A 13991-nucleotide genomic window follows, 5' to 3' on the forward strand; every position below is an offset into this window, starting at 1 on the left:
GTCTCTACATCCAGTTTTTGATTTGCGCCGCTGGTTCATCAAAAATGTACCCTGCGCCGCTCGGTCCCTACGGCCATGAGAATACCGAATCCCGCCATTAAGGTAATCAGTGAGGTTCCACCGTAACTGATTATTGGCAAGGGTACCCCTACCACTGGCAACAATCCCGTAACCATACCAATGTTTACAAACACATAGACAAAAAAAGTGAGGGTAATACTCCCCGCCAGCAGGCGCCCAAATAGATGTTGCGCCATAAAGCTAATATAGATGCCGCGAGCAATCACCAGCACATAGAGTAAAAGCAGTAACAGGACACCGCGCATCCCCCACTCCTCAGCCAACACCGCGATAATAAAGTCGGTATGGCTCTCCGGCAGAAAGTCCAGCTGCGACTGGGTGCCCTGCAAATAGCCTTTGCCATACACCCCCCCGGAACCTATGGCGGCTTTGGAATTGAAAATGTTCCAGCCAGCACCAAAGCGATCATCGTGAGGATTCAGAAGTGTCAGGATACGCTGGCGCTGGTAGTCCCTGAGCCCCCACTGCCAGATTGGCCAAGCGGAAACCACCAAGCCCATGGCCGCCGCTCCGATCATCTTCCAGCTCAACCCGGCCAAATACAGCGCGAACAGGCCGGAAGCGGCGATCAGGATAGAGGTCCCTAAATCTGGCTGGCGCACAATTAAAGCAGCTGGAACCGCCACGATGGCCAGAGCCCCAATGACAGTCACAAGGGACGGGGGCTGGGCGCGCTGGTGCAGGAAAGCCGCCACCATCATCGGCACTCCCAACTTCATCACCTCCGAAGGCTGAAAGCGGAAGCCGGCAATCTCCAGCCAACGTTGGGCGCCCTTGGCACCGGTGCCAAAGAGCAACACCCCCACCAGCAGAGCGCAGCCGCCCAGATAGGCCCAGGGAGACCAGCGCCGATAAAAATCCAACGGAATCTGCGCGACAATAAACATGCCGGTGAACGCCAGGCACATAAATATAGACTGGCGCCGCACGTAGTTCATATCGCCGCCAGAAGCACTGTAGAGCACCCCCAGCCCCACAGAGGCAAGCACCAATAAAAGCACCAGCAGTGGCACATCAATGTGTAGGCGTCTCGCCAGACTCACCGGCTTTCGGAGACTGCCGTGAGCATCGGACAGCCGGTGAGAAAAATCGCGGCTAGCCATTATCCACCCCTTTGCTCAATCTGGTTTTCTGCGCCGTATTCTCTTGGGTGTCTGGTCGTGGCACCCACTCGGCAAATAATTCCCGCGCCACCGGCGCCGCCACGCCGCCACCGGCTTCACCATTCTCGACCAAGACCGCTACAGCAATACGCGGTTTATCCACAGGAGCAAAGGCGACAAACAGGGCGTGATCGCGGTGGCGCTCCTGCAGAGCCTCTGAGTCGTAACGGGCGCCCTGGGCTATACCTACCACCTGGGCGGTGCCGGATTTTCCAGCGACACGGAAGTTCAGGTCTTTACCCGCGCGTTTGCCCGTGCCATAGCTGCGATTGACCACCGCCTCCATGCCCTCGAACACCAGGTCCCAATTATCAGGGTGCGCCTCCAGGTTATGCAGAATTTCCGCCGGCTGTTCGACCCCGTTGATGGTTTTCACCATTTGCGGGCGATAGTGGGTACCGCGATTGGCAATGGTAGCGGTCATCACCGCCAGCTGTAGGGGCGTCGCCAGGACGAACCCTTGCCCCAGCACGGCGTTCAGACTATCGCCAGGGAACCAGGGCATACCCCGCGCACCGCGCTTCCAATCCCGCGAGGGGAAGAGGCCGGAGCGTTCCATCGGCAGATCGATGCCGGTCTTGGAACCCAGGCCGAAGTGAGCGGCCATATCGTGCATGCCATCAATATCCCAGCGGTGAGCCATATCCCAGAAATAGACGTCGCAGCTCTGCGCCATAGCCTGAATCAGATCCACCTTTTCTCCATGGCCCCAGCGCACATGGTCGCGGTATAGACGTGGATCATTTGGCAGCTTATAGAATCCCGGATCCTTAATTTTGGTTTCACGGGTGATCAGTCCGGCCTCGAGCCCGCCTAACCCCATCAGCGGCTTCAGGGTCGAACCAGGCGGGTATTGGCCCTGTACCGCACGGTTAAACAGCGGCACATCGAGGGAATCACTCAGGGCGCGATAATCAGCAAAGCTGATTCCGGTTACAAACAGGTTGGGGTCGAAGGAGGGCTTGCTGACGAAGGCCAGCACCCCGCCGGTGTTCACATCGATGGCGACAACTGCACCGCGGCGATCGCCCAGGGCATCCGAGGCCACCTGTTGCAGGTGCGCATCCAGATGCAGGGTAAGGTCAGCACCGGGCTTGGGGTCCTGGCGCTCCAACACCCTCAATACTCGCCCGCGTGCATTGATCTCCACATTTTCATAACCTACTTCGCCGAGCAGGGTTTTCTCATAGGAGCGCTCCAGTCCCACCTTGCCGATACTGCGGGTACCGCGATAGAGGCGCACGTCCTCTTTAGTGAAATTACTCAGGTCGCGATCACTGATACGCCCCACGTAACCAACACTGTGGGCAAACAGGTCTCCCAGGGCGTAGTAGCGCACCAACTCAGCCTCCACGGAAACTCCGGGCATGCGAAACTGGTTCACGCTAATCCGTGCGATTTCCTCCTCACTCAGACGAAACCTCAGAGGCACCGGTTCAAATGGACGGCGGCGACGCAAGCGTTTGCGAAATTTGGCCACATCGCCGTCACCCAGACGGACCAGATGGCCGACCAGTTCGAGGGTTGCGTCCAGGTCTTTCACCCGTTCACGCACAATAGAAAGGTTATAACTGGCGCGGTTATCCGCGAGCAATATACCGTTGCGATCGTAAATCAGCCCGCGAGTTGGAGCGACGGGGCGTACCTGAATACGGTTATCATCGGATTGGGTGCGGTAGTCATCGTAATCTACCACCTGCAAATTATAAAAACGCGCAATCAAAACCCCTAGCAACGCGATGACACCAACAATGGCCACCAACATGCGGTTGCGAAACAGTCGCTGCTCCGTGTGGGGGTCCTTGAGGTGATGATCGTGGGGCATTGGCGTTTTTTAAACGATTATGACTGGCGCGGGAAAAAACTAATTCGGACTACATTACCACAGCGAACGCACGGAGAGAGAATTCCAGTTGGCAAATCTCTCCGCACTTGGTCGCAAATGTCTTATTTGTGATAAGGGTGGCCGGCAAGCAGGGTCCAGGCGCGATAAATTTGCTCGGCCAAAACCACACGTACCAGAGGGTGCGGCAGGGTCAAAGGTGACAGAGACCAGCGCTGACGCGCCCGGCTCAGGCAGTCCTGCGAAAGCCCGTCTGGGCCGCCAATCAACAGGCTGACATTTTCCCCCAGCAGCTGCCAGTCGCGCAGCTGGTCGGACAATTGCTCTGTACTCCAAGGCTTGCCCTTAACATCCAGCGCCACCACATGATCGCGCGGGCCGAGAGCAGCGAGCATGGCCTCGCCCTCTTTCTTGCGCGCTTTATCAATCAGTGCCGCAGAGCTTTTCTGGCCCCGCTGCCCCAGGGGGATCTCCACCATTTCCAGAGCAATTTCACGGGGCAGACGCTTGGCGTATTCGGCATAACCCTCCTGGACCCATGCCGGCATTTTGCCTCCGGCGGCGAGGATGCGAATCTTCACTTAATCAACCCTGATGGGGATCGCTACCATCCGCCTCATCGCGGGTATTTGGAGTCATAGACCAGAGTTTTTCCAAGTCGTAGAAATTGCGCACATCCGCGAGCATTACATGCACTACCAGATCCCCATAATCCACCAGTACCCACTCGCCCTGCTCTTTGCCCTCAACACCAATCGGGCGCACCCCCTCTTTCTTGAGTTCGTCCACCACATTTTCCGCCAGCGATTTTACCTGGCGGCTGGAGGTACCGGTGCAGATCACCAGGTTGTCCATCACATCAGAGAATTCGGAAACATCCAGAGCGACAATGTCTTTGCCTTTCAGATCTTCCAGAGCATTTAGCGCGATATCTTTAATATTTGTCATAACACCTTGATTCATTACTGGTCACCAGTGGCAACCGATTCTGTGTAGAGTTGATGGTCTTCAATATATTGCAACACCGTTGCTGGCAGTAAGAAACGCGGAGACTGGCCGCTGCCCAGCAACTGGCGAATCTGTGTAGCGGAAATTGGCAGCAGGGTTTGCGCGCGCAAAACCAGGCGACCTGAGGCATATTTATGTAAATCGGCCACGTTGCCGCGATGCTGCTGCAGCAATTTCGCTAGCTCGGCATTGCCAGTGGCTGCGCTCGCTTCCGGCAAGTGCCAGCCGGGCCTGGTCACAACGACCAGGTGAGCCAGCTCCAACAGGCGTTGCCAACGATGCCAGCGATGCAAGGTCAACAAGGAGTCAGTACCCATACAGAAACTGATAGACACTTGTGGCCCCAATTCCTCACGCAGCGCTTCGAGGGTATCTACCGTATAAGTGTCGCCACCGCGCTGTAGTTCCCGCTCATCCAGCTGCAATTCATCACAACCAGCCAATGCCAGCGCCAACATTTCACTACGCTGGCGTGAGGAAACTCCTGGACTCTGACGATGGCGAGGCTGATGGCTGGGTAACAGACGCATTTCATCGAAACCCAGGGCCTGGCGCAGCTCTAGCGCCATGCGCAGATGGCCGAAGTGCACCGGGTCGAAAGTGCCGCCGAATAAGGCGATGGTCTGCCGCTTAGTTGCCAAAATTACCTCTTTGCTGGCTGCCGGGCCCGAAAAACTATCGGCGGATATGCCCGTCACCGAGCACAATCCACTTTTGCGAGGTGAGCCCTTCGAGCCCCACCGGTCCACGGGCGTGGATTTTATCAGTACTGATACCGATTTCCGCCCCCAGGCCGTATTCAAACCCGTCGGCAAAGCGCGTGGAGGCATTAATAATCACCGAGCTGGCATCCACCTCGGCAAGAAAGCGACGACTGCGACTGTAATCCTGAGTCACAATAGCCTCGGTGTGGCCAGAGCCATAGCGGGCAATATGATCCATTGCGCCATCCATATCCGCCACGACACGGATAGCGAGAATGGGCGCAAGGTACTCCTCACTCCAGTCGCTGTCACTGGCTACGTTAATCTGTGGCAATATCTCTCTGCTGCGTTCACACCCGCGCAATTCTACGCCTTTCAGCGTATAGGCCTCAGCCAAGCGCGGCAGAATTTTCCCGGCAATTGCCTCGGCCACCAACAGCGTTTCCATAGCGTTACAAACGCCGTAGCGGTGGGTCTTGGCATTCAAGGCGATCTCAAAGGCCTTCTGCTCGTCAGCCAGGTCATCGATATAGACGTGACAAACGCCGTGCAGGTGTTTGATCACCGGCACACTGGCTTCGCGGCTGACCCTTTCGATCAAGCCGGTGCCACCACGTGGCACTATGACATCCACATAATCGGGCATGGTGATCAGGGCGCCCACTGCAGCGCGGTCGCTAGTATCCACTACCTGTACAGCCGTTTGTGGCAAGCCGGCCTCGCGCAGCCCTGCACTGATGCAGGCGGCGATAGCCCGGTTGGACTGCAACGCCTCACTACCGCCACGTAAAATAGTCGCATTACCGGATTTCAGGCAGAGACTGGCCGCATCGATAGTCACATTAGGACGGGACTCGTAAATAATGCCCACTACTCCCAGGGGCACACACATCTTACCCACCTGAATTCCACTGGGGCGATAGCACAAATCCTCAATTTCCCCCACCGGGTCCGGTAGGTCGGCCACCTGTATCAGCCCTTCGATCATACCGTCGATGCGCTCATCATTGAGTTCCAATCGGTCGAGCAGTGCCGCATCCAGACCGCGCTCGCGTCCGGCCTGCATATCAGCCGCATTGGCCTTGGCCAGTTCGATCCGATTGGCTTCCAACTCGGCAGCAATTGCTGCAAGGGCACGGTTCTTGACCTCAGTATCTGCGCGCGCCATTGTGCGAGAAGCTTCTCTAGCGGCTCGCCCCATCTGTTCGAGTTTGTCGCGGGTAGATTGCTGATCAGTGCTGGCTGTCGTGGTCACTTGGCTCTCCGTGCGAAATCCGGTCGGCCGCGCAGTATAACCCAGCAGCCGGGGGTTTAAACGGCATAAATGGATTCCTACTGCTGGGTTACTCCCTGCTCCAACGATCCAGGTTCTCAGCAATATTGGCGAGACGGGCCAAGGGGTCTTCCAGGGCCAGCAAATCCACTCTCGCTTTATCCTCAAGGGGTAACAACTGGGCCAGTTGCCAGGACAGGGCATCGGCGGAGTCGACATTATCGAACTTGAGTGAAAGATCCTTGGCACGCTCCTTTAACTCTTCCAGCACTGCCATTAGGCCATCGCAATCTGCAGGTATCGGCCGGGGGGCATTATCCGGCAACCACTCAACATCCCCCAGCAACAGGCCGTCTTCAGCCCGCTCGGTGTGACTGATGCGGAAGCGCCGCCGCCCGACTACCTGCACATGCAGCAAGCCCTCCTCTCCCTGACTCCAATCGACAATATGCACATAGACCCCAAGGGGCCAAACCGAGGCGTTGCCCACCTCGCCGCCAGAGCGAATCAAAACAACACCAAAGCCGCTCTCATTTTTCAGAGATTCGCTAACCAAATGCAGATAACGCTGTTCAAAGATACGCAGAGGTAGCGCAACACCTGGATAGAGGGGCACGCTCAGGGGAAAAAGGGGGATCTGTTGCAAAATGCTCTCTCGTTGGGTGGGTTGAAGTACTAAAGATACCACTGCCAACAGGATCACCGAGATTTCTGGCGAGGCCTTTAAGCGCCAATCCAATTGTTTGAGTGCAATATTCCACGGAATCCCGGTAATTGTCGGTGGCAAGCACGACCCACAGCCATTAAGCTGCTGCGGTTTATTAACGAATGGAGACTATTCATGCCTAAAGCAACAGCCCGCCATATCCTGGTACAGACCGAAGACAAGTGCCTGGAACTGAAAGATCAGATCGAAAATGGCGCCGATTTCGGCAAAATCGCGGAGCAGTTCTCCCAATGCCCTTCCGGCCGTTCCGGCGGTGACCTGGGTGAGTTCAGCAAGGGTATGATGGTGCCGGAGTTCGACAAGGTCGTTTTCTCTGAGGAACTGAACAAGGTACACGGCCCGGTAAAAACTCAGTTTGGTTACCACCTTCTGGAAATCACCAGCCGCCAGGATTAATTCTCCGCGAATTAATCTGCTAATAAAAAGCCGGGCAATTGCCCGGCTTTTTATTGCTAACTCTAAAAAATATTCCCTCAGGCCTTGGCTGCCCCCTCTGGAATTTCCACCTCACTTCTATCTACAGAACCGGCACCCAGAGGTTTGAATATCACCAATAACAATGGCAACAAAGTCAGTGAGCCCAGCAGTGCCGCGGACATGGCCGAGGCGGTCAAGAGGCCAAAGTAAATAGAAGGCACAAATTTGGACAGCGCCAGGATCGAGAAGCCGGCAATAATGGTGATCGCCGTGTAGAACATGGCGCGACCGATAGTTGCATGGCTGCGATGCATGGTAGCCAGGTAATTGCCGTCTTTGGCAAACTCGGCGCGGAAGCGGTACAGATAGTGAATCGCGTGATCCACCCCAATACCCACGGTAATCGCCGCAATGGTGATGGTCATCATATCCAATGGAATACCGGCGAGCCCCATACCACCGAGTACCACACAGGCCGCCAGCATATTCGGTACCAGCGCGATAATGGCAATCGACAGAGAACGGAACAACACCAGGAACATTAACAGGATGCCCACAAATACCGCCCCCAGGGTCAGGATTTGGGACTTAAACAAGCTCTGCAGCATATTGTTGTAGAGCACCAGCAGTCCTGTCTGGTGGATGTTTTCCGGCGCTATACCCATTTCATTATGCGCGTAATCGTAAATGCGCTCGATCAATTCGCCACGGCGCAGATTCGGATCAGTCTCCATCACCCGCAGGGTAATGCGGGCCTGATTGTTCTCAACCGAGAGATAGGGATCTACCAATACGCCGCGAATTTCCGGCGGCAGGCTGGTATTGGCCACCGCCAACTCAAAGTCATTGAGCTGGCCACCTTTCAAGTCACGAGCCACTTTGTACAGAGTGGCGAGGGACTGCACCTTGCCGATCTCTGGCTGTTCCTCCAGGTAATCGTGCAACTGTTCCAAGGTATTGAGACCAGCTACGGTGAACCAATAACTCTGTTCCTGAGACTCCTCTTCTCCGCCGAAAGGGTCATCTGAGGCAAAGGGATCTTCCTCTACCGCAAACGGATCTTCCTCCACTTCCATGGCAAAAGGATCTTCCTCACCTTCGAAGGCAGGCTCCTCTTCCACAGGCTTGTCGAGGATAATATCCAGGGTCACAGTGCCGCCCAGGCGGCGGTCAATCACCAGCATACCCTGGTAAATTTCGGTGGAATCATCGAAGTAATCGATAAAGCGGTTTTCCACTTTAAGCTGCAGCATTCCCGCCACACTGATCACCGCAGCGGCCAGGGACACCCCCAACACCACAAACTTATGGCGCTCGGCAAAGCTAGAGAAACGCAGGGTAAATGCATGGGAATTATCCGCACTCACTTTGCCCTGGCGCTTGGGCAGGATCATCAGAAAACTGGGGATAATCAGGAAGGACAACATCAGGGCTAGAGTTACCCCCATCGTCATCATCCAACCAAAGTCGATAACCGGGCGAATACCACTCACCACCAGCGATACAAACGCAACGATAGTGGTCAGGGCCGTGTACAGACAGGGCTTGGCCATAAACCGCACAGTCTGCAGCACCAGTGTTTCACGGCTCCAGTCGGGGTTTTGCGCAATATATTCGCGGTAACGCACCGCCAGGTGGATGGTGATCGCCAGGGTAATAATCAGCAGCAGCGCGACAAAGTTTGCGGAAATCACAGTCATGCGCCAGTCGAGCCAGCTGAGCAGGCCCAGGATCGTCACTGCGGTGGTGACACAGGTGAGCAGCGGTAACAGCACCCAACGGGGCTGACGGAAGATCAGCAACAGAGTCAGAATAATGAAGACGAGGATGCCCACACCAAACACTACCAGATCACTTTTGATAAAAGTGATCATGTCCGAAGTGATCATGGTCACACCGCCGAGGAACAACTCTGCCTCGCCTTTGTAACCGGCGAGAATCCCCCGCACCTCATCAACTCGCGCCCGCGCTTCCAACTCCTGAGCAGTGCGGTGCTCCAAATAGACGGCACTCACCTCTTCCAAGCGCGCAGCCTCTTCCGGGCTCAGGCCCTCACTATTGCGCTTGCGGCGCAGGGCATCGCGCTCGCGTACCAATTCTATACCGTGGCTATCCAGCGTCAGATTGGCGAGCAGTGCGGTGGTCTGGCCATCCGGGCTCAGAATCAATTCGCGGTAAATAGGGCTGGAGAGAAACTCCTGTCGGGCCAGGTCTCGATCAGTATCTGCCTGGGACAGAGTGCGAATCTCATCGGTGATATCGGTTAAAGACAGTTTGGGGCTGTACAGCAAAGGGACATCGAGGATGGTCTGTACACTGGAAACGCCATCTACTCCGGCCAGCTCATCGCGTAACTTGGCCAGAGCTTGTAGAGATTTATCGCTAAACAGGTCGCCATCCTTATAGCGATAGGTGACCACCAGGAAGTCCCCGCTAGCGTAGCGCTCGGCGATCTCACGAAAATAATCCAGGGACTCATCGGCCTCCAGGGTGAGGGAGTCCGCCGAGGCATCGATCTTGAAGCGGGGCAAGCCCATCGCTGCCAGCAGGGTGAGCAGGCCGATAACTACCAACACAGCCAGTGGCCGCTTGGTTACCAGGTATTCATACGAGTTCTTGAAAGCTGACAGCATAGGTTTTTGCTTCTATCCAATAAATCAGTGGGCCGCAGTACGGCGCATATTTTGATCGCCCCGGCAGTGCTGGTGCAAATACAAAATTTGCGTTTACACGGCGCTATTGGAAATATTTTCAGGGAGTATCGATATGTCCCAGATCGCGCTCGGGAAACAATAGGTCCCGCACGCGCCGCTTGAGTTCCTTTGCTCCGGGAAAACCGCCATCGCGCTTGCGCTCCCAGATCAAATTTTCACCAATGCGGATTTCGAATACTCCTCCAGTTCCGGGTTGTAATGCAACCTGTTGTAGGTCATCCGCAAAAGTGTGAAGCAACTCCTGGGCCATCCAGGTAGCCCGCAACATCCAATTGCACTGCACACAGTAGTGGATGGTTATGCTCGCTTTCACTATTTTTTATCTCCCTGTGACCTACTCACCCCAAGCCGGCAACAACTTTTGTTCCACGCCCAACTGATCGAGCAGTCTCGCCACCACAAAATCGACTATGTCTTCGACCGTGCGCGGCTTCTGATAAAAACCGGGGCTGGCCGGCAGAATCATCGCGCCCATGCGGGTGAGTTTGAGCATATTTTCCAGGTGAATCTCCGAGTAAGGCGCCTCGCGCGGAACCAAAATCAACTGGCGGCGCTCCTTCAACGCCACATCCGCAGCGCGCTCAATCAGATTATTGGAAGCTCCACAGGCAACGGCCGACAAAGTGCCACCGCTGGCCGGGCAGATCACCATGCTGGCCGACGCTCCAGTGCCGGATGCCACCGGCGAAAACCAGTCGCGCTTGCCAAACAATTTCAACTGGCCCTCCTGCGCGCCGAAGCGATCGGCGAGAAAAGCCTGCAGTGTGTCATCGTCGCCCTCCGGCAGTTGCAGGTCGGTCTCTGTATTGATCACTACCTGGGCCGCCTCAGACATCAACAGCCAGACGCGCACGCCAGAAGCGAGCAGGCACTGCAACAAACGCAGGCCGTATTGGGCCCCGGAAGCCCCAGTCATGGCCAGGGTAACGGTTTTATTAAATGTGGCTTGCTGCAAGATCACTTCCCCGATCACTAAAGTGCTGACTCTTTTCAGGTCGAATAGTTATATTTTTGCTCCAGGGCTCCAATCAAACGCTGATGGATACCACCGAAGCCGCCGTTACTCATCACCACGATATGACTGCCCTCACCGGCGAGCTGCAGTGCCGATTCCACACCATTCTCGATAGTGTCAAAAATCTTGGCCGGCACCGGAGAGTGGTGAGTAACTTCATTCAGCGACCAATTCATCCCTTGGGGCTGATACCACAACACCATATCCGCACCGCTACAGGCACTGGCCAACTGGCCCTGATGCACGCCCATACGCATGGTGTTGGAACGGGGTTCAATCAAGGCGATGATCTTGTCCTTGCCCACTTTGGCCCTGAGGCCCGTAAGCGTGGATTCGATCGCAGTTGGGTGGTGGGCAAAATCATCGTAAACGCGGATACCAGCCACTTCGCCCAGGCATTCCATACGGCGCTTTACGCCCTGAAAACGTCCGAGTGCGGTGGCACTTAGCTCAGGTACCACGCCCACATGACGAGCTGCAGCCATAGCGGCAAGACCATTGCGCACATTGTGCATACCGGTGAGATCCCACTCCACACGCGCCACTTTGGCACCCTCGAACAGCACACTAAAGCTGCTGCCATCCGCGGCAATATTCACCGCTCGCCAGTCGCCGGCACTGATTCCCGGCTGATCCTCACTGGCAAAGCGCTGAACTTCACTCCAGCAACCCTGCTGCAATACCTGCTCCACATTATCTTCTGCGGCGCTGACAATCAGGCCGTTGCCGGGCACCGTGCGAACTAGATGATGAAACTGCCGCTGGATCGCCGCCAAATCGTCGAAGATATCGGCGTGATCGAACTCCAGGTTGTTGATAATCACTGTGCGTGGGCGGTAATGCACAAACTTAGAGCGCTTATCGAAGAAGGCAGTATCGTATTCGTCCGCCTCCACCACAAAGAAAGGGGAATCCCCCAAGCGCGCAGACACTCCAAAGTTGCCTGGCACCCCCCCGATCAGGAAGCCCGGTTGCATATCCGCCGCTTCCAGAATCCAGGCCAACATGCTGGCAGTTGTGGTCTTGCCGTGAGTGCCCGCTACTGCCAGTACCCAGCGCCCACCGAGGAAGTGGTCACAGAGCCACTGGGCACCGGAGGTATAGGCCAGCCCCTGTTCAAGTACCGCTTCCACGGCGGGATTACCGCGGGACATGGCATTGCCGATAATGACCAGGTCTGGGGCCGGCTCCAACTGAGCCGGGTCATAGCCCTCGGTGATCTGAATACCCGCCTGCTGTAGTTGAGTGCTCATGGGGGGGTAAACATTGGCATCGCTACCGGTGACCCGGTGTCCTTCGGCCACCGCTAATTGGGCTAGGCTGCCCATAAAGGTGCCGCAAATACCGAGAATATGGATATGCATGGCGAAAATCTGTACTCCTGGGGGTTGCGGCGCAAGCTTACCACGGCAAAACAGGCCAGTAATTGCCAAATGCCCCGTTTGCCATGCAATTTACTCGCTATTCCATTAGACTCCGCCCCCGCACAGATCGGCCTCACCCCTGGTAGGGTGGTAGGAATTTTCCAGCTACGGCCGACACCCGATACGAGCTCCCGGAGTTCCCCACTGGCGCCGCCGAAGAGCGTCCGGCGGACAACCGGATCGGGTCACTTCCCAAGATCTCTATGAAAACAGGATAACCATGTCGAAGAAGAACGCCTTTTACGCGCAGTCCGGTGGTGTGACTGCCGTAATCAATGCCTCCGCCTGCGGCGTAATAGAAGCTGCCCGTGAAAACCAGGACAAAATTGGTAAAGTCTATGCGGGGCTGAACGGCATCCTCGGCGCACTGCGTGAGGAACTGATCGACGTGAGCCAGGAAAGTGTGGAAGACATCGCCGCACTGCGTCACACCCCCTCCGGCGCCTTTGGCTCCTGCCGCTACAAGCTGAAGAGCCTGGAAGAGAACCGCGCAGAGTACGAGCGCCTGATCGAAGTATTCAAGGCCCACGATATCGGCTACTTCTTCTATAACGGCGGCGGCGACTCCGCTGACACCTGCCTGAAAGTCTCGCAGCTGTCTGAGACCATGGGTTACCCAATTCAGGCCATCCATATTCCCAAAACGGTCGACAACGATCTGCCGCTAACCGACAACTGCCCCGGCTTCGGCTCCGTAGCCAAATACGTTGCGGTTTCCACCAAGGAAGCGGCCATGGACGTAGCCTCCATGTGCGCCACCTCCACCAAGGTCTTTATCCTCGAAGTGATGGGTCGTCACGCGGGTTGGATTGCCGCTGCCGGCGCCCTGGCCCAGGAAGAGGAAGGCGATGCACCACATATTATCCTGTTCCCAGAAGTGGCCTTCGATAAAGAGAAGTTCTTGGCCAAGGTGCAAAAGACCGTGGACGAGAAAGGCTACTGCGTAATCGCCGCCTCCGAGGGCGCCCAGTACGAAGACGGCACCTTCCTCGCCGATGCCGGCACTACCGACGCCTTCGGTCACAAGCAGCTGGGCGGTGTGGCACCAACCCTCGCCAATATGATCAAAAGCGAGCTGGGCCTGAAATACCACTGGGCACTGGCCGACTACCTGCAACGCGCCGCCCGCCATATCGCCTCCGCCACCGATGTGGAGCAGGCCTACGCCGTCGGTCGCGCCGCCGTGGAAATGGCGGCAGCCGGCAAAAACGCCATTATGCCGGCAATTATTCGTGCAGAAGGTGAAGAGTACAGCTGGTCTATCGCGGAAGCGCCATTGTCTGAAGTGGCCAACGTCGAAAAATTTATGCCGAAAGAATATATTAGCGAGGACGGCTTCGGCATTACCGATGCGGGACGCGAGTACCTGTTACCGTTAATTCAGGGCGAGGACTACCCACCCTACAAAAACGGCGTACCCCAGTATGCGAAATTAAAAAAGCAGCTGGTGGAAAAGAAGCTGGATACTGAGTTTAAGGTGTAATCTTAAAACTCTTTCATCCAGATTTTAAAAAGCCCCCGAATAAAACCGGGGGCTTTTTTATTGAATATTGTTTAAGCGCTTGTTATTGCTACTCTACATCCAATCAAAATAAAAAATCATTACTATACAATTTAGCTAA

13 protein-coding genes are annotated in these 13991 nt (G+C 55.8%); 2 read left to right on the forward strand and 11 right to left on the reverse strand.

The annotated features are described in order from the left end of the window. Positions 1-38: 38 nt before the first annotated feature. The 7 genes from rodA to ACJJIO_RS05435 all read right to left on the reverse strand — a co-directional run bounded on the left by rodA (position 39) and on the right by ACJJIO_RS05435 (position 6859). Positions 39-1184, reverse strand: coding sequence for a rod shape-determining protein RodA (gene rodA, locus ACJJIO_RS05405; RefSeq protein ID WP_252083122.1), 1146 nt, complete (start codon positions 1182-1184; stop codon positions 39-41). Then, entirely contained in the window at positions 1177-3069 is a 1893-nt protein-coding gene (gene mrdA, locus ACJJIO_RS05410) for a penicillin-binding protein 2 (protein WP_252083123.1), read from the reverse strand. Before mrdA ends, rodA begins: the two co-directional genes overlap by 8 nt. Before the next feature lie 122 nt (positions 3070-3191). Further along, positions 3192-3668 (reverse strand): 23S rRNA (pseudouridine(1915)-N(3))-methyltransferase RlmH, encoded by a 477-nt coding sequence (rlmH, locus tag ACJJIO_RS05415; RefSeq protein ID WP_444883939.1) that lies wholly within the window; start codon positions 3666-3668, stop codon positions 3192-3194. Positions 3669-3672: 4 nt separating this feature from the next. Continuing rightward, entirely contained in the window at positions 3673-4050 is a 378-nt protein-coding gene (rsfS, locus tag ACJJIO_RS05420) for a ribosome silencing factor (protein WP_252083125.1), read from the reverse strand. Beyond that, positions 4050-4793, reverse strand: coding sequence for a nicotinate-nucleotide adenylyltransferase (gene nadD / locus ACJJIO_RS05425; protein ID WP_444910366.1), 744 nt, complete (start codon positions 4791-4793; stop codon positions 4050-4052). Before nadD ends, rsfS begins: the two co-directional genes overlap by 1 nt. Further along, positions 4771-6054 carry a glutamate-5-semialdehyde dehydrogenase gene (locus tag ACJJIO_RS05430; protein WP_444910367.1) on the reverse strand — a complete coding sequence of 428 codons (1284 nt, stop codon included), beginning with the start codon at positions 6052-6054 and terminating at the stop codon, positions 4771-4773. Before ACJJIO_RS05430 ends, nadD begins: the two co-directional genes overlap by 23 nt. Before the next feature lie 88 nt (positions 6055-6142). Then, positions 6143-6859: an LON peptidase substrate-binding domain-containing protein gene (locus ACJJIO_RS05435; protein ID WP_252083126.1), complete on the reverse strand. Its 717-nt coding sequence runs from the start codon at positions 6857-6859 to the stop codon at positions 6143-6145. Between the two features lie 33 nt (positions 6860-6892). Here ACJJIO_RS05435 and ACJJIO_RS05440 point away from each other — a divergent pair, with 33 nt between their 5' ends. After that, positions 6893-7195, forward strand: coding sequence for a peptidylprolyl isomerase (locus ACJJIO_RS05440; protein WP_286037026.1), 303 nt, complete (start codon positions 6893-6895; stop codon positions 7193-7195). A 77-nt stretch (positions 7196-7272) separates the two neighbouring features. Here ACJJIO_RS05440 and ACJJIO_RS05445 read toward each other — a convergent pair whose 3' ends face one another. From ACJJIO_RS05445 to mpl, 4 genes are all read right to left on the reverse strand, one after another. After that, a complete protein-coding gene (locus ACJJIO_RS05445) occupies positions 7273-9849 on the reverse strand; it encodes an efflux RND transporter permease subunit (RefSeq protein WP_252083128.1) in 2577 nt (858 codons plus the stop codon). Between the two features lie 118 nt (positions 9850-9967). Then, entirely contained in the window at positions 9968-10243 is a 276-nt protein-coding gene (locus ACJJIO_RS05450) for an Rdx family protein (RefSeq protein WP_286036977.1), read from the reverse strand. Positions 10244-10264: 21 nt separating this feature from the next. Next, entirely contained in the window at positions 10265-10891 is a 627-nt protein-coding gene (locus ACJJIO_RS05455; protein ID WP_435583650.1) for a flavin prenyltransferase UbiX, read from the reverse strand. Positions 10892-10920: 29 nt separating this feature from the next. Next, positions 10921-12309: a UDP-N-acetylmuramate:L-alanyl-gamma-D-glutamyl-meso-diaminopimelate ligase gene (gene mpl, locus ACJJIO_RS05460; RefSeq protein ID WP_252083129.1), complete on the reverse strand. Its 1389-nt coding sequence runs from the start codon at positions 12307-12309 to the stop codon at positions 10921-10923. Positions 12310-12589: 280 nt separating this feature from the next. Here mpl and ACJJIO_RS05465 point away from each other — a divergent pair, with 280 nt between their 5' ends. Then, the gene (locus tag ACJJIO_RS05465) at positions 12590-13852 is read left to right on the forward strand and encodes a 6-phosphofructokinase (RefSeq protein ID WP_444910368.1); all 1263 of its coding nucleotides are present in this window, start codon (positions 12590-12592) and stop codon (positions 13850-13852) included. Positions 13853-13991: the final 139 nt, after the last annotated feature.

The sequence above is a fragment of the Microbulbifer mixtoriginis (SeqCode) genome (genome assembly GCF_052467235.1).